The organism is Streptomyces sp. NPDC005374, assembly GCF_042872225.1.
In the GTDB taxonomy this organism is placed as follows: Bacteria; Actinomycetota; Actinomycetes; order Streptomycetales; family Streptomycetaceae; genus Streptomyces.
On the sequence record NZ_JBIAKA010000006.1, the window covers coordinates 268,629 to 286,169 of the forward strand.

Annotated in this window: 18 protein-coding genes; 11 read left to right on the top strand and 7 right to left on the bottom strand. The window is 70.2% G+C overall.

Annotated features, from left to right (window positions below):
• Positions 1 to 12: 12 nt before the first annotated feature.
• From ACFYRX_RS17450 to ACFYRX_RS17475, 6 genes are all read left to right on the top strand, one after another.
• Entirely contained in the window at positions 13 to 684 is a 672-nt protein-coding gene (locus ACFYRX_RS17450) for a bifunctional 4-hydroxy-2-oxoglutarate aldolase/2-dehydro-3-deoxy-phosphogluconate aldolase (protein ID WP_389100399.1), read from the top strand.
• On the top strand, positions 681 to 1,649 hold the full coding sequence (locus tag ACFYRX_RS17455; protein ID WP_389100401.1) for a sugar kinase: 969 nt from the start codon (positions 681 to 683) through the stop codon (positions 1,647 to 1,649). Before ACFYRX_RS17450 ends, ACFYRX_RS17455 begins: the two co-directional genes overlap by 4 nt.
• Positions 1,650 to 1,693: 44 nt before the next feature.
• Positions 1,694 to 2,752, top strand: coding sequence for a lactonase family protein (locus ACFYRX_RS17460; RefSeq protein WP_389100403.1), 1,059 nt, complete (start codon positions 1,694 to 1,696; stop codon positions 2,750 to 2,752).
• Between the two features lie 61 nt (positions 2,753 to 2,813).
• Positions 2,814 to 4,343, top strand: a complete 1,530-nt coding sequence (locus ACFYRX_RS17465) for an alpha-N-arabinofuranosidase (RefSeq protein WP_389100405.1) — start codon at positions 2,814 to 2,816, stop codon at positions 4,341 to 4,343.
• Between the two features lie 336 nt (positions 4,344 to 4,679).
• Entirely contained in the window at positions 4,680 to 5,237 is a 558-nt protein-coding gene (locus ACFYRX_RS17470; protein ID WP_389100407.1) for a hypothetical protein, read from the top strand.
• Positions 5,234 to 7,618 (top strand): carbohydrate binding domain-containing protein, encoded by a 2,385-nt coding sequence (locus ACFYRX_RS17475; protein ID WP_389100409.1) that lies wholly within the window; start codon positions 5,234 to 5,236, stop codon positions 7,616 to 7,618. The genes ACFYRX_RS17470 and ACFYRX_RS17475 overlap by 4 nt, the downstream gene beginning before the upstream one ends.
• A gap of 60 nt (positions 7,619 to 7,678) precedes the next feature.
• Here the strand turns inward: ACFYRX_RS17475 and ACFYRX_RS17480 are convergent, their stop codons facing one another.
• From ACFYRX_RS17480 to ACFYRX_RS17490, 3 genes are read right to left on the bottom strand one after another with little or no spacing between them, the layout of a single operon-like run.
• Positions 7,679 to 8,857: an MFS transporter gene (locus tag ACFYRX_RS17480; RefSeq protein ID WP_389100411.1), complete on the bottom strand. Its 1,179-nt coding sequence runs from the start codon at positions 8,855 to 8,857 to the stop codon at positions 7,679 to 7,681.
• Positions 8,854 to 9,450 (bottom strand): Chromate resistance protein ChrB, encoded by a 597-nt coding sequence (locus tag ACFYRX_RS17485; RefSeq protein ID WP_389100845.1) that lies wholly within the window; start codon positions 9,448 to 9,450, stop codon positions 8,854 to 8,856. Before ACFYRX_RS17485 ends, ACFYRX_RS17480 begins: the two co-directional genes overlap by 4 nt.
• Positions 9,451 to 9,507: 57 nt before the next feature.
• On the bottom strand, positions 9,508 to 10,467 hold the full coding sequence (locus ACFYRX_RS17490) for a helix-turn-helix transcriptional regulator (RefSeq protein WP_389100413.1): 960 nt from the start codon (positions 10,465 to 10,467) through the stop codon (positions 9,508 to 9,510).
• A gap of 247 nt (positions 10,468 to 10,714) precedes the next feature.
• On the opposite strand from ACFYRX_RS17490, the gene ACFYRX_RS17495 reads away from it, so the two are divergent.
• The 4 genes from ACFYRX_RS17495 (at position 10,715) to ACFYRX_RS17510 (ending at position 13,813) form a co-directional block, all read left to right on the top strand.
• Positions 10,715 to 11,560 (top strand): SDR family oxidoreductase, encoded by an 846-nt coding sequence (locus ACFYRX_RS17495; protein ID WP_389100415.1) that lies wholly within the window; start codon positions 10,715 to 10,717, stop codon positions 11,558 to 11,560.
• Positions 11,561 to 11,570: 10 nt separating this feature from the next.
• Complete coding sequence (locus tag ACFYRX_RS17500) at positions 11,571 to 12,053, top strand: nitroreductase family deazaflavin-dependent oxidoreductase (protein WP_389100417.1); 483 nt, start codon at positions 11,571 to 11,573, stop codon at positions 12,051 to 12,053.
• Between the two features lie 193 nt (positions 12,054 to 12,246).
• Entirely contained in the window at positions 12,247 to 13,227 is a 981-nt protein-coding gene (locus ACFYRX_RS17505; protein ID WP_389100419.1) for an aldo/keto reductase, read from the top strand.
• A gap of 46 nt (positions 13,228 to 13,273) precedes the next feature.
• The gene (locus tag ACFYRX_RS17510; protein ID WP_389100421.1) at positions 13,274 to 13,813 is read left to right on the top strand and encodes an NAD(P)H-dependent oxidoreductase; all 540 of its coding nucleotides are present in this window, start codon (positions 13,274 to 13,276) and stop codon (positions 13,811 to 13,813) included.
• A 118-nt stretch (positions 13,814 to 13,931) separates the two neighbouring features.
• Here the strand turns inward: ACFYRX_RS17510 and ACFYRX_RS17515 are convergent, their stop codons facing one another.
• Complete coding sequence (locus ACFYRX_RS17515; RefSeq protein ID WP_389100423.1) at positions 13,932 to 14,357, bottom strand: peptidase inhibitor family I36 protein; 426 nt, start codon at positions 14,355 to 14,357, stop codon at positions 13,932 to 13,934.
• Positions 14,358 to 14,653: 296 nt separating this feature from the next.
• On the opposite strand from ACFYRX_RS17515, the gene ACFYRX_RS17520 reads away from it, so the two are divergent.
• Complete coding sequence (locus tag ACFYRX_RS17520) at positions 14,654 to 14,968, top strand: hypothetical protein (protein ID WP_389100424.1); 315 nt, start codon at positions 14,654 to 14,656, stop codon at positions 14,966 to 14,968.
• A gap of 10 nt (positions 14,969 to 14,978) precedes the next feature.
• On the opposite strand, the gene ACFYRX_RS17525 is transcribed toward ACFYRX_RS17520, so the two are convergent.
• Genes ACFYRX_RS17525 through ACFYRX_RS17535 form a run of 3 tightly spaced genes read right to left on the bottom strand, consistent with a single transcriptional unit; the run spans position 14,979 to position 17,520 of the window.
• Entirely contained in the window at positions 14,979 to 15,626 is a 648-nt protein-coding gene (locus ACFYRX_RS17525) for a 3-oxoacid CoA-transferase subunit B (RefSeq protein ID WP_389100426.1), read from the bottom strand.
• Positions 15,623 to 16,318 (bottom strand): 3-oxoacid CoA-transferase subunit A, encoded by a 696-nt coding sequence (locus ACFYRX_RS17530; protein ID WP_389100428.1) that lies wholly within the window; start codon positions 16,316 to 16,318, stop codon positions 15,623 to 15,625. Before ACFYRX_RS17530 ends, ACFYRX_RS17525 begins: the two co-directional genes overlap by 4 nt.
• The gene (locus ACFYRX_RS17535) at positions 16,315 to 17,520 is read right to left on the bottom strand and encodes a thiolase family protein (protein WP_389100429.1); all 1,206 of its coding nucleotides are present in this window, start codon (positions 17,518 to 17,520) and stop codon (positions 16,315 to 16,317) included. The genes ACFYRX_RS17530 and ACFYRX_RS17535 overlap by 4 nt, the downstream gene beginning before the upstream one ends.
• Between the last annotated feature and the right edge of the window lie 21 nt (positions 17,521 to 17,541).

The window sequence follows — 17,541 nt, forward strand, 5'->3', positions numbered from 1 at the left end:
GGCGGTGGGGTCATGACCGAGCGTCCCGCACTCACCCCGCAGCTCGGCCGGACACGGGTCATGGCCATCCTGAGGTCGGCCGACGCCTCCGGGCTGCCCGCGGTGGCCCGGGCCCTGGCGTCCGGCGGGGTCACCTGCCTGGAGATCACCCTGACCACCCCCGGAGCGCTCGACGCGCTGGCCGCCGTCCGCGCGGAACTCGGCCCGGACGTCGCGGTGGGTGCCGGCACCGTGATCACCGGCGACCAGGCCAGGGACGCCCTGGCGGCGGGTGCGGAGTTCCTGGTCGCCCCCGTCGTGGACACCGCCGTCGTCCGCAACGCGGCCGACCGGGGCATCCCGTGCTACCCGGGCGCCTGGACACCGACCGAGGTGTCCCAGGCGTGGCAGGCCGGTGCCGCCGCCGTCAAGCTGTTCCCCGCGGGCACGGGCGGCCCCGCCCATCTGCGCCAACTGCGAGCCCCACTGCCCGACATCCCCCTCGTCGCCGTCGGCGGCGTCGGCGTCGACCAGGCGCGGGACTACCTGGACGCGGGCGCCTGCGCGGTCGGTATCGGCTCCCCGCTGCTGCGCGGGGCGGACCGGGACCCGACCGCGCAGGCACTGGACGCCCTCACCACGAGGACGCGCACCCTGCTGGACACCGTCCGGGCCACCGCGCGGGCCGGGGAGGCGAGCACGTGAACACCTCCTCACCCCCGCCCGGCGAGCTCTACCTCGTCACCCTCGGCGACGTGCTCGCCGTCATGGCGGCCCGCGAACCCGGCCCGCTCTCGCTCGGCACGAGCCTCCGCCTGGGGATCGCCGGCGCGGAGTCCAACGTCGCCATCGGGGTCAGCCGGCTCGGCGGAGCCGCGACCTGGATCGGCCGGGTGGGCGACGACGAACTCGGCGGACTCGTCCTGCGGGAACTCCAGGCCGAAGGGGTCACCACCGTCGCCACGCGCGACACCGCCCCCACCTCCCTGCTCCTGAAGGAACGCCGTACCTCCACGCACAGCCGTACGCGCTACTACCGCGCCCACACGGCCGGAGCCCGGCTGACCGCCGACGACATCCCCGAGCACGTCGTCGCCGGGGCCGCGGTCCTGCACATCACGGGCGTCACCCCGGCGCTCGGGGAGGGCCCCGCCGCGGCCGTGACCCGGGCCGTGGACATCGCCGCCGACGCCGGCGTGACCATCTCGCTGGACATCAACTTCCGATCACTGCTGTGGAACGAGGCCGAGGCCCAGGCGTTTCTGCTGCCCCTGGTGCGCAGGAGCGACCTGGTCTTCGCCGGACCGCACGAGGCCGCGCTCGTGGTGCCCGGAGCCGACGGACCGGAGGAACTCGCCAAGAACATCTGCGACCTGGGACCCGGCGGAGCCGTGATCAAACTCGGCGCCGACGGGGCGTACGCCCTCCTCGACGGACTTCCCCACCGGCAGCCCGCCGTACCGGTCCAGGTGCACGACACGGTGGGCGCGGGAGACGCGTTCGCCGCCGGGTACCTCGCCGAACTGCTCGCGGGCGAGCCCCCTGAACGGCGGCTGAGGACAGCGGCCCTGCTCGGCGCCTTCGCGGTGAGCACCGCCGGCGACTGGGAGGGCCTGCCCCGGCGCTCCGAACTGGAACTGCTCGACCACCACGACGACATCGTCCGCTGAGACCTTCTCCACCCGCCCCGCCCCATGAACCTCCCAGGACACCCATGCGCACCAACTCCCTCACCGTCCTCACCGGCTCCTACACCCCCGACTCCGGCGGCGACGGCCCCGGCATCGCCGCGCTGCGGCTCGCTCCCGCGACCGGAGAGCTCTCGTACGACGAGGTGGAGCCGCTGCCCGTGAGCGGTGCCTCGTTCCTGGCGGCGCACCCGTCGCTCGCCGTCGTCTACAGCACCAACGAGACCGAGGCCGGAACCGTCAGCGCCGTCGCCCGCGCCGACGACGGCACCCTGTCCCCGCTGGGCTCCCCGATGAGCAGCGGCGGCGCGAACCCGTGCCACCTCACCGTCCACCCGGACGGCGAGTGGCTGCTCACCGCGAACTACGGCAGCGACACCGCGCCGGGCAAGGTCGCGGTGCACCGGCTCGGCACGGACGGGCAACTGCTGGAGCCGACCGATCTCGTCATCCATGAGGGGTCGGGACCGGTCGCCGGGCGGCAGGAGGGCAGCCACGCCCACCAGGTACTCGTCGATCCGGCGGGCCGTTTCGTACTGGCCACCGACCTGGGCGCGGACACGGTCCTCACCTACCGGCTCGACACCCGCACCGGCACCCTGGAACGGGTCGCGGTGAACCCGATGCGCGCCGGATCCGGCCCCCGCCACCTCGCCTTCTCCCCCGACGGTGACCTGGTGTTCAGCGCCGACGAACTGTCCTCGACCGTGACCTGCCACCGCTATCACGCCGCGACGGGCATCCTGACGGCCCTCTCCTCCGTACCCGCCACGACAGCCGAGGACGTCGCCAACCAGCCCGGGGGAATCGTGGCCTCGCCCTGCGGACGCTTCGTGTGGGTGACCAACCGCGGCGCCGACACGGTCGCCGCGTTCCGACGAACGGGCAGCACCCTGGAGCCGCTCGGCGAGATCCCGGCCGGCGGCACCTGGCCGCGCGGCCTCGCTCTGGTGGAGGGTCATCTGCTCGTCGCCAACCAGCACAGCGGCTCGCTCGCCGTCCTGCGTGTCCTGGACGACGGAACCCTGACCCAGCCCCACCCGCCGGTCCCCGTCCCATCAGTGGTCTGTGCCCTGGCGCTCTGACCCTCCCGTCCCCTCCCGCTCTCCCCCTTGTCACGTCCGAAGTGACGTCCGAAAGGCAGTCATGTCCGAGCCCACCCCCTCCCCCGCCGCCGGCTTCACCCTCGACTCGGCGTTCGACGTCGGCAGTGTCAACCCGCGCCTGTACGGATCGTTCGTCGAGCACATGGGCCGCTGCGTCTACACCGGCATCTACGAGCCCGGCCACCCCGCCGCCGACTCGGACGGCCTGCGCCAGGACGTCCTGGAACTGGTCCGGGAACTCGGCGTCACCACCGTCCGCTACCCCGGCGGCAACTTCGTCTCGGGCTACCGCTGGGAGGACAGCGTGGGCCCGCGCGAGGAGCGCCCGAGCCGGCTGGACCTGGCCTGGAAGTCCACCGAGACCAACGAGTTCGGCCTCGGCGAGTTCATGGAGTTCTGCGGCAGGACCGGCATGGAGCCCATGATGGCCGTCAACCTCGGCACGCGGGGTGTGGAGGACGCGGTACGTCTGCTGGAGTACGCGAACCACCCGGGCGGCACCGAGCTCTCCGACCGGCGCATCGTCCACGGCGGCAAGGAGCCGTACGGCATCCGGATGTGGTGCCTGGGCAACGAGATGGACGGTCCCTGGCAGACCGGGCACAAGACGCCCGAGGAGTACGGCCGCCTCGCCGCCGAGACCGCCCGCGCCATGCGGCAGGTCGACCCCGGTCTGGAACTGGTCGCCTGCGGCAGCTCCAGCTCCTCCATGCCGACCTTCGCGTCCTGGGAGTCGACGGTCCTGCAGGAGACGTACGACCTGGTCGACTACGTCTCCCTGCACGCCTACTACGAGGAGATCGACGGCGACCGCGACTCCTTCCTGGCGTCCGCCGTGGACATGGAGCACTTCATCGAGTCGGTCGTCGCCACCTGCGACCACGTCCGCGCCCGTCTGAAGGCGGACAAGCGCATCAACCTCTCCTTCGACGAGTGGAACGTCTGGTACCAGCAGCGGCCCAACCCGCACGCCGTGCAGGAGTGGCAGCAGGCGCCGCGCATTCTGGAGGACGTCTACACCGTCACCGACGCCGTGGTCTTCGGCTCGCTGCTCATCGCGCTGCTGCGGCACGCCGACCGGGTCACGTCGGCCTCCCTGGCCCAGCTCGTCAACGTCATCGCGCCGATCATGACCGAGCCCGGCGGCGCGGCGTGGCGGCAGACCACGTTCTACCCCTTCGCCCAGGCGTCGGCGTACGGCCGCGGCCGGGTCCTGCGCGTCGAGGTGGACAGCCCGACGTACACCACCGCCCGCTTCGGTGAGGTACCGCTGCTGCACGCCACCGCGGTCATCGACGACGAGACCGGCGACATCACCGTCTTCACGGTCAACCGCAGCCAGACGGACGCCCTCCCCCTGAAGGTCGACCTGCGCGGCGTCGACGCCCACACCCTCGTGGAGCACCTCGTCCTGACCGACGAAGACCCGGAGGCCGTCAACACCGCGGACCGGCCCGACCGTGTCACCCCGCAGCCCGTCACGGGCACGGCGGTCACCGACGGTGTCCTGCACGCCGAACTCGCGCCGCTCTCCTGGAACATGATCCGCCTGACGAACCGGTCCGCCTGACGACGCCGACGAGCCGACCGCCCATGGGCCATCGCCGACACCGGCCCATGGGCGTGCCGGACCATCCGGATCACCACCGCACACCGGTGTCCTGGGACACCGTCGTACTCACTCCTGGGATGAACCGATGACAGCCGTTGCCCGACCCCTGTTCCGAGACCCCGATCGGCGGTGGACCGTCCGGCGGCCCGCGGCCGAGTGCTCCGAGCACGAAGGTCTCAACGTCCGTGAGTTGGGCGGCAGTTGCTGGATGCTCGTCGATGCATGGCATGGCCTGCGCGTTCTTCACTCACCGGACTTGGAAGCGCCCGTCCTGCCTCTGGAAGGACCGGTCCGGTGACCGCGATACGAAGGGTGACCCTGAGGGCTCGTCGCACGGGGATGATCCCGTTCGTCGCAGCGCTCCTGCTCGCCACCGCATGCCGGGCCGAAGTGCCGGAAGACTCCCGTGTGACCCTGCTCGACGGTGACCGGATCTCCCTCGCCGGCCCGACCGTCGTCTCGGCCCTTCCCGTCGACGACCAGGGCAACGTCGACGCGGCGGCAGCGCGGAGCCAGATCCCCTCGCTCAAGAGCGTGGCGCTTCAGTACCCCGACGTCCGGGTCCTCGTCACCGACTCGGACGGGCCCACGACCGACGCCGCCCTCCAGAACCTCGCGGCGAACTGGGCCCTCCCGCCCGCACTCGTCGTCGCCGCGGACTCCGCCTCCGTGGACGCCCAACTGCCCATGGACGGACAGCTCCACACCCTGCTGATCGGAGCCGACGGACACGTCGTCGCCACCTGGTCGAACCAGGCCGCTCCGACGCAGGCCATCGTCGCCGCACTCCGCAAGGTCACGGCGAGCCCCTCCACCCCTTCCGACAACGTCGTACGGAAAGAAGCACCATGAGACACGTCGCAGAGATACGACGGCTGTTCGCAGGCGCGGTCGTCACCATGCTGCTCGCCTGCGCCGCAGTGGCCCTCACACCGGCCGCACCGGCCCACGCAGCAGGCTCGGCCTACTACGTGGACTGCTCGGCGGCATCCAACGGGACCGGAACCTCCTCCTCGCCGTGGAACTCACTGGCGGGCCCGAATGCCACGACGTTCGCCCCCGGCGACCAGTTGCTGTTCAAGCGGGGGACGACCTGCACCGGCCTGCTCCACCCGCTCGGCTCGGGCAGCGCGGCAGGCGGATCGATCACCATGAGCGCCTACGGCACCGGCGCCCTGCCGGTCATAGCCGGGGGCGGCGGCACGGACGCGATCTACCTGTACAACCAGGAGTACTGGGAGATCTCCAACCTGGAGGTGACCAACACCGGCGCCGTGAAGGGCGCGAACGCACGGCGAGGCGTCTACGTGGTCCTGGAGAACTACGGCACCGGAGACCACTACAAGATCAGCAACCTCAACATCCACGACGTCAACGGAAACCAGTCGAAGGAAGTCGACGGTAGCGCCGGCATCCTCTTCGCCGTCCTCGGGACCACAACTCCCAGTGTCTTCAACGACGTCGACATCGACGGCAACACGGTGGCCAACGTCGCCCGCAGTGGCATCAACATGTCCAGCACCTGGCTCTGCCGGCCGTCCATCGGCTGCAACAACCCTGTCTGGACTCCCTGGAGCGGTGTCGTCGTCCAGAACAACACCGTCCACGACACGGACGGCGACGGCATCGTCGTCCAGATGTCGCAGAACGCCCTCATCGACCACAACGTCGTCTACAACGCGGCGAAGGCCCCCAACGCGGCGAACGCCGGCATCTGGGCCTGGGACTCCGACGGCACCGTGATCCAGTACAACGAGGCGTACGGAACCCAGAAGAACACCGGGAACTCCGACGGCCAGGGCTTCGACGTCGACTACGGGCAGGACGGCACCGTCGTCCAGTACAACTACAGCCACGACAACGCGGGAGGGTTCATCCTCTTCTGCGGCTGCGGCGGCGGTTCGCACCTCGCGACCAACGCGGTGGTCCGCTACAACGTCAGCGAGGACGACCTTCTTCGCGCCATCACCATGGACGGCTCGCAGGACTCCGCGTTCTACAACAACACCATTTACCTGCCGTCGGGTTCCACCGCCAACGTCCTCGAGGTCACCGGCGCCTGGAACGACCTCACGCTCGCCAACAACATCATCTACAACCTGGGCAGCGGCGGTTACGTCTACACATCCGGCCAGCCCGCCTCGAACTTCGCCTGGCGCAACAACCTCTTCTACGGCAACCACCCGGCCAGTGAGCCCACCGACCCGGGGAAGATCACGGCGGATCCGCTGCTCGCCTCGCCCAACAGCGGCGGCACGGGCATCGGCAGCGTCGCGGGCTACCAGCTGACCGCGTCCTCCCCCGCCATCGGCGCGGGTGTCGTCGTCCCCAACAACGGTGGCAAGGACTACTGGGGCTCGGCCGTTCCCGCGACCTGCGCGCCCGACATCGGCGCCGACCAGTTCAGCACGCCCTCCGACGCGACCTGCCTCGCCAACGAGAACCTCGGCTTCGAGAAGGGGTCGACCTCGGGGTGGAGTGCGTGGAACTCCGCCTCGGTGGTGAACTCGGGGGCCCACTCCGGGACTTACGCGGCGCGCGTCGGGCCGTCGCCCGCCTCGCTCGAACAGTCCGTCCCGGTCGCGCCCCGGACGACGTATCGCGTCTCGGGCTGGGTGAAGTCGACCGTCGCCGGCGAGGTCATGAACGTCGGCGTCAAGAACACCGGTGGTCTGGAAACGGTGGCGAGCTCCAGCGGCACCGCGTGGACGTTCGTCTCCGCCGACTTCACCACCGGGGCGACAAACAACACCGTACGGCTGTACTGCTACAAGAGTTCGGGTACGGGGAACGGCTACTGCGACGACATGGCCGTCACCCCCGTCAGGAACTACGCGATCAACGGCAACTTCGAGTCGGGCCACATCGTGCCCTGGCGCAACGGCGACTTCTCGCTCACGAGCACGGCGGCCAACGGCAACGCCGCCGGGCTGGCCAACGCGTCGCTGAGCTCGGCCTCTCTGTTCCAGATCGTCACCGGCCTCACGCCGAACACCACCTATCGGCTGACCGGCTCCCTCGCGAGCCAGACCGCCGGCACTACGACGGCACTGGAGGCCAAGCTCTACAACGGCAGCGCCGTCACGAGTGCGTCGACCACGTCGAGCACTTACTCGAAGCAGTCGACGACCTTCACCACGGGTACGGGCGTGACCTCCGCCCGCATCTACTGCCACCTCGTCTCCGGAAGCGGCGACGGCTACTGCGACGAGGTCACCCTGACCCAGCAGTGATGGGCAGCGAGTGGGAGTCCCGCGCGGTCAGGCACGTGCGGGACTCCCACTCGCTACAGCTCACGGTGTCGCTACGGCGCGTCGCACGAGGCCGAATACCGGAGCGATCGCGAGGAGGATGGCGAGTGCCGCGTAACCGTGGGTGAGGGTGGTGAGCGTGGCGATCGCCGCTACCAGCAACGGACCGCCTGCGTCACCGAGTTCACGGCCCAGTTCGGCGGCGCCCATGGTCTGGCCGAGCCGTTCGGCCGGAGTGGAGGCGGCCAGCGCGGCGAAGCCCAGCGGGGTGATCAGGCCCGTTCCGGCACCGATCAGGGCCGCGCCGGACAGCACGCCGAGCAGGCCCGGCAGCATCGCACAGCCCAGGCCGGCGGCGGTGAGCAGCAGTCCTGTGGTGATGCCGCAGCGCGCGGTGAGGCGTCCGGCGTCCAGAGCCCGTCCGGCGCGCGGCTGGACGACGGCGGCGCAAGCGGCGAGCACCGACACGGCGGCGCCGGTGGCGACCGTACCCAGTCCGGCCGCCCGGCCGGAGACGGGCAGGAAGCCGACGCCGACCGAGAGCGCCGCCGTCGCGGCGGCCAGCGCGGCCGTCGGGCGGAGGAAGTCCGGGTGAACCAGCCGCCGCGCCAGGTCGAGCACCGTCTGCCGGGTCTTGGGCAGCGGGGCTACGACGGGGACGGCGAGCGCGGCCCACCCGGCGACCGCCGCGCCGAGCACCGCCAGCACCGTGAACAACAGCCGTATGCCACCGGCCCACACCAACACCCCGCCGAGCAGCGGGCCGACGGTGTAGCCGACGGACTTGCAGAAGCCGTACGAGCCGAACGCCCGGCCGTGCTTGGCCGCGGGGTTGAGCCGGGCGACCAGCGCGGAGGCCGAGGGGGAGAACGCGGAGGCCGCCGCGCCCTGGCCGAGGCGGGCCGCCCACAGCCAGCCCGGGCTGTCCGCCACCGCGTACACGGCGGAGGCGGCGGCGAAGGCCATGAGCCCGCCCAGCAGCACCGGGCGGGCGCCGATGCGGTCGGCGAGGGTGCCGAAGACGGGTTTGAGGAGTACTTCGGCCCCGTCGTACAGGGCGAGCAGCCCGCCGAGCACCATCAGCGAGGTGACCGCGTCGTCGGAGAAGCCGCCGAGGTTGGCGGCGATGCCGTGTGCGCCGAAGGCGGTGGTGAACCCGGCCGCGTACAGCGGCCACATCTGCCGGGCGGGCGCCGCCCGTACCGGTGTCGCCCGGGTCATTCGCTCTGCTCCGGTGTCCGGTGGAGGGCGGCGAAGACGCGCTCGGCGTAGTCCTCGCAGGCGGAGGTGCACTGCTTGAGGCGTTCGCCGGCCTGGGCCGACTCCGGGGTGCCGAACACGTCCCGGGCGGTCAGGTCGCGGTGCCATCGCCGCAACCGCTCCAGGGACTGCTCCTCTTCTTCCAGTTCGGCCAGGGTGAACTTGGCGATGCAAATCTCCTTGGCCAGCTCCGCCTCGAACTTGCCGCAGTCGGCAAGGAATTCCGCCCAGTCCGCGGACCGCGCGGCGGTGAACAACGCCCGGAGGTGTGCCGAATCGGCGGGCGTGCGGCCGGCCGCGTCGAGGGTGACGACCTCCCCGTCGGCCCGGGCGGCCAGTTCCACCGCGCGCGCCAACCCGTCGGCGAACACCGGCACATCGGGGACGGCCCAGGTGCCCTGCCCGAGAGACAGTGCGCCGACCCGACGCAGTTCCCGCCAGACCGCGACCCGGTGGCGGGAGGGACCGGCGGGCAGGCGCACCAACAGCACCACCCAGCGTATGGCAGCTCCCTCGATAGTCACATCCGCGAATGTAGCACTCGTTACATTCATCATGGTCTGCCGCTACCCCGCCCCAATTGCCGCAGATCGACCCCCGTGGCTCGTCGGTCAGTCGGGGGTGTCGCCCGTTTGGGCGGGCTGGGAGTCGTTTGGCGACGCGGACCGCTCGATGTCGCCGTTGGTCGCGGCCCAGCTGGCCAGCAGGTTCAGAGCGTCCTGCGAGGGCGAGTGGGGCTCGGCGGTGTAGGTGAGGAGGAACTGACTGGGGCCGTCGGGGAGCGGGAAGGTTTCGAAGGGCAGGTCGAGGTCGCCGACGACCGGGTGGTGGAGGAGCTTCACGCCGGTGGTGTGCATGCGGACGTTGTGGGCCGCCCAGCGGTGACGGAATTCCTCGCTGCGGGTGGACAGCTCCCCGATCAGGTCCGTCAGCCGTCGGTCGTAGAGGTCGCGGCCGGCCTCGGCGCGCAGCATGGCCACCGTGTCGTTGGCGACTTCGTCCCAGTGGCGGAAGAACTCGGTCGCGTGCGGGCTGAGGAAGACGAACCGGGCGTTGTTCGGCGGCCGTACCGGGTCGGCGTAGACGGGGGAGAACAGGGCGCGTCCGAGGTGGTTGGCGGCCAGGATGTCCCCACGGCCGCTGAGGATGAACGCGGGTGTGCCGGCCATCGAGTCGAGGACGCGCTGTACCGCGGGCCGTACCCGCTGCTGGGTGGGGCGGCGGCGTGGCGGGCGGGTCGTGCCGGCGCCGCGCAGGAGGTCGAGGAGGTGGACGCGTTCGGCCTCGTCGAGTTGCAGTGCTTGTGCGATGCCTTCGATGACGCTCTCGGAGACTCCGGTGGCGTTGCCGCGCTCCAGCCGGGTGTAGTACTCGCTGGAGATGCCCGCGAGGAGGGCGACCTCCTCGCGGCGCAGCCCGGTGACCCGGCGGCGTTCTCCGCCGTACAGGGGCAGTCCGGCCTGCTCGGGGGTGACCTTGGCGCGTCGCGTGCCGAGGAATTCCCGGATCTCCGCGCGGAAGTCGTCGCGGATGTCGCGGTTGCTGCCGTTGGGGTCGTTTCTGCCTGCCATGCGCTTCACTCTACGAGCGCGTCCGCCGGGTCGGGGGTCCCTGTCAGTGACCCCCTCATCAGGGACTCCCTCCCCCGTGTGCCAGCCGGTTTTGTTGGTGGTGCATCGCCCACGGCGGTGTGAACCGTCCGGGCAGACGGCGCTCGTGCCGCCGGTCCCAGCCCCCTCTGGGGCGCTGTCCGCGCCGCGCGGGCATCACCCCCGCACACAGCGGGCGCCGGATCACGGCGCCTGAAAGGAACCCCCCATGAGCAAGGTCATTCTCGTCACCGGTGCCGGACGCGGTCTGGGCACGGACATCGCCCGCGAGGCCCTCGCCGCCGGCCACCAGGTCGTGGCCACCGGCCGCCGTCCCGACGAGGTCGAGAAGGCCCTGGGCCGGCCGCAGGACGATCTGCTGGTCACCAGGCTCGACGTCACCATCCTGGAGGATGCCGAGGCCGCCGCGCAGGCAGCCGTCGACCGCTTCGGCCGCATCGACGTCCTGATCAACAACGCCGGCAACCTCTTCACCGGCTACTTCGAGGAGATCTCGCCCGTGCAGATGCGCCGGCAGTTCGAGACCAACCTCTTCGGCCCGATGAACGTCACCCGCGCTGTCCTGCCCGTCCTGCGCAAGCAGCGCGCCGGGCACATCATCACCATCACCTCGACCGCCGGGCTGGTCGGCATGGAGTTCACCTCCGCCTACGCCGCCTCCAAGTTCGCCGAAGAGGGCTGGATGGAGTCCCTGCGCCACGACGTGGAGCCGTACAACATCCACACCACGATCGTGGAGCCCGGCTACTTCCGCACCGAACTCCTCGTGGACGGCTCCACCACCTGGCCCGAACTGTCCATCGACGACTACGCCCCGCGCACTGCCCCGCGGATCGAGGGCATGAAGAGCATGAACGGCCGGCAGCCCGGCGACCCCGCCAAGCTCGCCCGCGCCCTGCTCACCATCGCCCAGCAGGAGAAGCCGCTGCTGCGATTCGTCGCCGGCTCGGACGCCATCGAGGCCGCAGAGGCCAAGGCGAAGGAACTCCTCGCCCAGGCCGAAGCCTCCCGTGAACTGGGCGACAGCCTGGCCTACGACGACTCCCACGCCTGAGAGGGACGACATGCCCCTCAAAGGCGAGTACGAGCCGAGCAAGGCGCAGTTCGTGCGTGACCAGGTGGAGCTGTACGAAAGCTCCGGCGGTACGCAGGGAACGACGCTGAGTGTCCTGGTCGCACAGGAAGAGGACGAGAGGCTCCGGGACCTGCCCGTCGTCATCCTGACCACCCTGGGCGCGAAGAGCGGCAAGATCCGCAAGACGCCGGTCATGCGGGTGGAGCACGACGGCTCCTACGCCGTCGTCGCCTCCATGGCGGGAGCCCCCACCCATCCGGTCTGGTACCACAACGCGGTGGCGGACCCCCGGGTCGAGCTGCAGGACGGCCCGGTGCGCCAGGACATGTCGGCACGCGAGGTGACCGGGGACGAGAAGGCCCTGTGGTGGGCCCGAGCCGTCGAGGCGTTCCCCGACTACGCCACGTACCAGAAGAACACGGACCGTGAGATCCCGGTCCTCGTTCTGGAGCCGACGGCCCACGAGCACTGACGCGGCGCTACCGGTTCAGCCGCGGATCCCCGACGCCTGGCCCCGGCAACACCAGCGGCTCTGCCCACTCCCCAGGACGCGGCGCCCACGCCGACAGCGGCGGATCACCCCAGCACGGTCCGTCAACCGATGGCGAACCCCACTCCACACGACCACCGACCGGCCTGACGGCCGTCACAACAAGGAGTACCTGATGAGGCACGTATCACTGGGCGGGCTCGAAGTCTCCCGCATCGGCCTTGGGGCCATGACCATGGCCGGCACCTACACCACGGGCGGGGGCCTCGATGACGCAGAGTCGATCCGCACCATCCACCGGGCCCTGGACCTCGGCGTCACCCACATCGACACCGCCGAGATCTACGGCCCCTTCCACAGCGAGGAAGTCGTCGGCAAGGCCATCAAGGGCCGCCGGGACGACGCCGTCGTGGCGACGAAGTTCGGTCTCGTCTCCCACGCCGGCGGCGGTCCCGGCGTCATCGACAGCGGCGCCCACAACGTGAAAACCGCGGTGGAAGGCTCGCTCCTGCGGCTCGGCACCGACCACATCGACCTCTACTACCAGCACCGCGTCGACCCGAACACCCCCATCGAGGAGACCGTGGGCGCGCTGGCCGAACTGGTCACCGAGGGCAAGGTGCGCCACATCGGCCTCTCCGAAGCCGGCCCCGAGACGATCCGCCGGGCACACGCCGTGCACCCGGTGGCCGCGCTGCAGACCGAATACTCCCTGTGGACCCGGGACGTAGAGGCCGAAATCCTCCCGCTGCTGCGCGAACTCGGCATCGGATTCGTGCCCTACTCACCGCTCGGCCACGGCCTGCTGACCGGGCAGATCCGCACCGTCGACGACTTCACCGACGACGACTGGCGCAAGACCAACCCGCGCTTCACCGGCGAGAACTTCCGGCGCAACCTGCGCATCGTCGACGAAGTGCAGGCCATCGGTGCCGAGATCGGAGCCACCCCGGCCCAGACCGCACTGGCCTGGCTGCTGACCCGCGGCGACGACATCGCCCCCATCCCCGGCACCCGCCGCGTCACCCGTGTCGAAGAGAACACCGCCGCCGACGGCATCGAACTCAGCGCCGCTCAACTCGACCGACTGAACAACCTCACACCGGCCGCGGGCGAACGCCACGACGAGGCCAACATGGCCTCCATCGACCGGTGATATCCCCGTTCACCCGTATCACTGACCACTGAAAAGGTTCCTCATCATGTCCAAGGTTCTCCTCGTCGTCGCTCACCCCGACCTGTCCCGGTCGAAGGCCAACAAAGCCCTGGTGGACGCCGTCCGCGAGCTGGCCCATGTCACCGTGCACGACCTCTATGCCACCTACCCCGACTTCCAGATCGACGCCGCCGCCGAGCAGGCACTGCTGGCCGACCACGACGTGATCGTCTTCCAGCACCCGGTGTTCTGGTACAACACCACCCCTCTGTTCAAGCAGTGGCAGGACAAGGTCTTCACCCTCGGCTGGGCCTTCACCATGGACGGCTCCGCCTCCCAGCTGGCCGGCAAGAAGGCCGTCGTCGCCGTCACCACCGGCGTCCCCGCCGACCACTACACCCCCGAAGGCTCGAACCAAGCCACCATCGAGACGCTTCTCAGCAGCTGGCACGCCACCCTGCGGCTCTGCCAGTTCGACATCCAGCCGATGGTCAAGCTGTACGGCACCGCCTTCGGCCTCTCCGACCAGGACCTGAACACCGCCGCCAAGCAGTACAACGAACTGCTCGCCTCCTTCACCGCCTGACCCCGGCGAAGTCTGTGACGACCGGCCACCAGGGGACCACGACCATGGTGTGGCCGTGGTCATGGGTGGATGTCGGCCTGCCGCTCCTTGTGCGGGCCGACATCCACCGGCATCGGAGTCAGCAGTTGTACGCGTACCAGACCGGCGAGAAGTTGTAGCTGGAGAATCCGTGGATCGTTCCGTTCACCTCACGGCCCGGGATCGTGTCGATGACGGTGAACTGCCGGTTCTTGAACGCGGCGACCGTGCCTACGGTTTGGGCGTTCCAGGCCGACCCCGCGCCGTTCCACTGGACCAGGCGGTAGTCGTTGCAGACGTAGAGATCGAAGCGGGTGCCCTTGAAGTTCGGCTGGGTGTAGAGGCAGAGCCGCCCGTAAGCGCAGTCGCCGCCGTCACCCCGCGCCGGCACACCGTCCACACCGTCCACGCTCGCTTGCGAGTTGTCGTTGGAGCCCGCCGGCGCGGACCAGGCGGGGCCGGCGAGAGTACCGGTGGTGAGCGCCAAGGACGCTACGACGAGTGCCGCGCCTTTGCTGAATCTCATGGTGATGCCCCCTTGTTGGCTGTAGTGCGGTCCACACGATCGTCACCCGCCGGGCGCATCGGCCACAAACAATTCAACGAGTATGGAAATGGGGCGGACCGGACAGACGAGAACGCGTCAACCTCCGGAAGACGGTGTCCCGCCTTTGCGTGAGGATCTCGCGCCTGTTCCGCCGCGCGGGCAGTGTTCTCCCGGCGGACTCCGGCCGACGTGGACGATCCTCACTCCTGGCAACAACCACCCCACCACCAAGCGAACTCGCCCCGGTGACGGGGTCTTCTGGAAGGGTGGGCCGCATGGACGACGGAGCCCTCCCGTTTCTTCACGTCGAGAACGAGTCCGGTGCGGTCGCGCGGTGCGGCCGACCGGGCTCCGGCAAGCATGTGAAGGGATGCATGGTTGCCCTTCTGGTTGTTCCGTTGCTGCTGGTGTCCGGGTGCAAAGGCAGATACCAGCAGCAGTACGAGGAGGGCTACAGAGCCGGCCAAGATGAATCAACTGTGTGCGAGGAGTACGTCACACGAAGCGGAAGGGAACCATCCCGGCAGTGGATGGCAGGCTGCTCCGACGCCGCCGCGGGCCGACCGGCCGATCCACCGACTTCCCGGTGACTCACCGGCCCTACGGCACCGTGACGCCGAGTCGCTCGGCAAGTTCGTCGGCGCTGACGCCGTACGTCTCGCGGATCCGTACGCCCTCGGCGCCGACGTCGAACACGCCGTGGTCCGTGTAGACGCGGCTGACGCAGCCGAGGCCGGTGAGCGGGTAGGTGCACTGCGGCACGAGCTTGGGCTCACCGGAGCGGGTGAAGAGCGTCATCATCACGTAGACGTCCTTGGCGCCGATGGCCAGGTCCATGGCGCCGCCGACGGCAGGGATGTCCTCGGGTCTGCCGGTGGTCCAGTTGGCGAGGTCGCCGGTGAAGGCGACCTGGTAGGCGCCGAGGACGCAGACGTCGAGGTGCCCGCCGCGCATCATGGCGAAGGAGTCGGCGTGGTGGAAGTACGCGGCACCGGGCAACTCGGTCACCAGGACCTTGCCGGCGTTGGTCAGGTCGGGGTCGACCGCATCCCCCTCGGCCTTGGGACCCATGTTGAGCATGCCGTTCTCGGTGTGCAGCACCACCCCGGACCCGTCCGGCAGATGGTCGGCGATCTTGGTTGGCTGTCCGATGCCGAGGTTGACGAAGGAGCCGGCCGGGATGTCGCGTGCGATCACGGCGGCCAGTTCGTCCATCGAGAGGCGATGATCGGCGGACGTGGTGGTCATCGTGCCCCCTGGACGGTGTAGTGACGCGCCTCGACCTGCACGATGCGGTCGACGTAGATGGATGGGGTGACGACGGCCTCGGGATCGAGCTTCCCGGGCTCTACGACCTCGTCGACCTGGACGATGGTCGTGGACGCGGCCGTGGCCATGACCGGTCCGAAGTTGCGGGCCGTCTTTCGGTAGACGAGGTTGCCCATCGTGTCCGCGACATGCGCTCCGATCAGCGCGTAGTCGCCCTTGATGGGGTACTCCAGCAGGTATGCGCGGCCGTCGATCTCCCGCACCTCCTTGCCCTCGGCCAGCGGTGTACCCACCGCGGTCGGGCAGTAGAAGGCGCCGATGCCGGCACCGGCCGCGCGCATCCGCTCGGCGAGGTTGCCCTGCGGGACGACCTCCAGCTCGATCCTCCCCTCGCGGTAGAGGCCGTCGAAGACCCACGAGTCGGCCTGGCGCGGAAAGGAGCACAGCACCTTGCGCACCCGCCCTGCGGCCAGCAGCGCGGCCAGCCCGACGTCACCGTTCCCGGCGTTGTTGGACACGATGGTGAGGTCCTTCGCGCCCTGCCGGATGAGCGCGTCGATCAGATCGAACGGCATCCCGGCCAAGCCGAATCCGCCGACCAGAACGGTCGCCCCGTCCTCGATGCCCGCGACCGCCGCGTCGGCGCTCTCGACGACCTCCGCCCGGCTCACCGGGCCACCTCCGTGACGTCGCAGTTCTCCAGTACGACGGCCAGCCCCTGGCCGACCCCGATGCAGATCGCGGCGACGCCGTAGCGCTGACGCGTCTCGCGCAGCACCTTGGCCAGCGTGGCGAGGATGCGGCCGCCCGAGGCACCGAGCGGGTGGCCGATCGCGATGGCGCCGCCCTTCTGGTTGACGATGGCGGGATCGATCTTCCACGCGTCGAGGCAGGCGAGGGACTGTACGGCGAAGGCCTCGTTGAGTTCGACCGCGCCCACCTGGTCCCAACCGATACCCGCCCGGGCCAGCGCACGGTTCGCGGCCTCGACCGGGGCGTAACCGAAGGCCTGCGGCTCCAGCGCCATCACCCCACGGCCTGCGATGCGGGCAAGCGGTTCGGCCCCGATCGTGGACGCGGCCTTCTCGCTGCCCAGCAGCACCGCGGAGGCACCGTCGTTGAGCGGGCTGGCGTTGCCCGCGGTGATGGTGCCGCCCTGTTCCGGTGTACGGAAGACCGGCTTGAGCTTGCCGAGCACCTCGGGGGTGGATCCGGGCCGGATGCCCTCGTCGCGGGTGAGGTCGATGCCGTCGACCGGCGCCACCAGGTCGTCGTAGAAGCCTGAGTCCCAGGCGGCGTGGGCGAGTTGGTGGGAGCGTGCGGCGAACTCGTCCTGGCGCTCGCGGGAGATCCCGAAGCGTTCGTGGAGCTGCTCGTTGGACTCGCCGAGGCTGACGGTCCACTCCTTCGGCATCCGCGGGTTGACCAGCCGCCAGCCGAGGGTGGTGGAGACGGCGGTGACGTCGCCGGCCGGGAAGGGCTTCGCCGACTTGGGCAGGACCCACGGCGCCCGCGTCATCGACTCGACGCCGCCGGTGAGCACCACCTCGGCGTCCCCGGACTCGATCGTGCGGCTGGCCGTCATCGCCGCGTCGAGGCTCGATCCGCACAGCCGGTTGATGGTGGTGCCGGGGACGCTCACCGGGAGGCCGGCGAGGAGGGCGGCCATGCGGCCTACGTTGCGGTTCTCCTCGCCGGCGCCGTTGGCGTTGCCCCACACGACGTCGCCGATGGCGGCGGGGTCGAGATCCGGCACCCGGGCGAGCGTCGAGGTGATCGCGGCTGCGGCGAGGTCGTCGGGGCGGACGCCGGCCAGCGCGCCGTTGAAGCGGCCGAACGGCGTGCGTGTCGCGGCGTAGAGGAAAGCACTCATGGCACCGACGCTAATCCCGGG

Coding starts and splice junctions, on each gene's coding strand:
- ACFYRX_RS17460 (WP_389100403.1), top strand. CDS start 1,694: ATGCGCACCAACTCCCTCACCGTCCTCACCGGCTCCTACACCCCCGAC.
- ACFYRX_RS17450 (WP_389100399.1), top strand. CDS start 13: ATGACCGAGCGTCCCGCACTCACCCCGCAGCTCGGCCGGACACGGGTC.
- ACFYRX_RS17465 (WP_389100405.1), top strand. CDS start 2,814: ATGTCCGAGCCCACCCCCTCCCCCGCCGCCGGCTTCACCCTCGACTCG.
- ACFYRX_RS17525 (WP_389100426.1), bottom strand. CDS start 15,626: ATGACCACCACGTCCGCCGATCATCGCCTCTCGATGGACGAACTGGCC.
- ACFYRX_RS17490 (WP_389100413.1), bottom strand. CDS start 10,467: ATGGCAGGCAGAAACGACCCCAACGGCAGCAACCGCGACATCCGCGAC.
- ACFYRX_RS17510 (WP_389100421.1), top strand. CDS start 13,274: ATGTCCAAGGTTCTCCTCGTCGTCGCTCACCCCGACCTGTCCCGGTCG.
- ACFYRX_RS17535 (WP_389100429.1), bottom strand. CDS start 17,520: ATGAGTGCTTTCCTCTACGCCGCGACACGCACGCCGTTCGGCCGCTTC.
- ACFYRX_RS17520 (WP_389100424.1), top strand. CDS start 14,654: ATGGACGACGGAGCCCTCCCGTTTCTTCACGTCGAGAACGAGTCCGGT.
- ACFYRX_RS17505 (WP_389100419.1), top strand. CDS start 12,247: ATGAGGCACGTATCACTGGGCGGGCTCGAAGTCTCCCGCATCGGCCTT.
- ACFYRX_RS17515 (WP_389100423.1), bottom strand. CDS start 14,357: ATGAGATTCAGCAAAGGCGCGGCACTCGTCGTAGCGTCCTTGGCGCTC.
- ACFYRX_RS17475 (WP_389100409.1), top strand. CDS start 5,234: ATGAGACACGTCGCAGAGATACGACGGCTGTTCGCAGGCGCGGTCGTC.
- ACFYRX_RS17500 (WP_389100417.1), top strand. CDS start 11,571: ATGCCCCTCAAAGGCGAGTACGAGCCGAGCAAGGCGCAGTTCGTGCGT.
- ACFYRX_RS17485 (WP_389100845.1), bottom strand. CDS start 9,450: ATGAATGTAACGAGTGCTACATTCGCGGATGTGACTATCGAGGGAGCT.
- ACFYRX_RS17495 (WP_389100415.1), top strand. CDS start 10,715: ATGAGCAAGGTCATTCTCGTCACCGGTGCCGGACGCGGTCTGGGCACG.
- ACFYRX_RS17480 (WP_389100411.1), bottom strand. CDS start 8,857: ATGACCCGGGCGACACCGGTACGGGCGGCGCCCGCCCGGCAGATGTGG.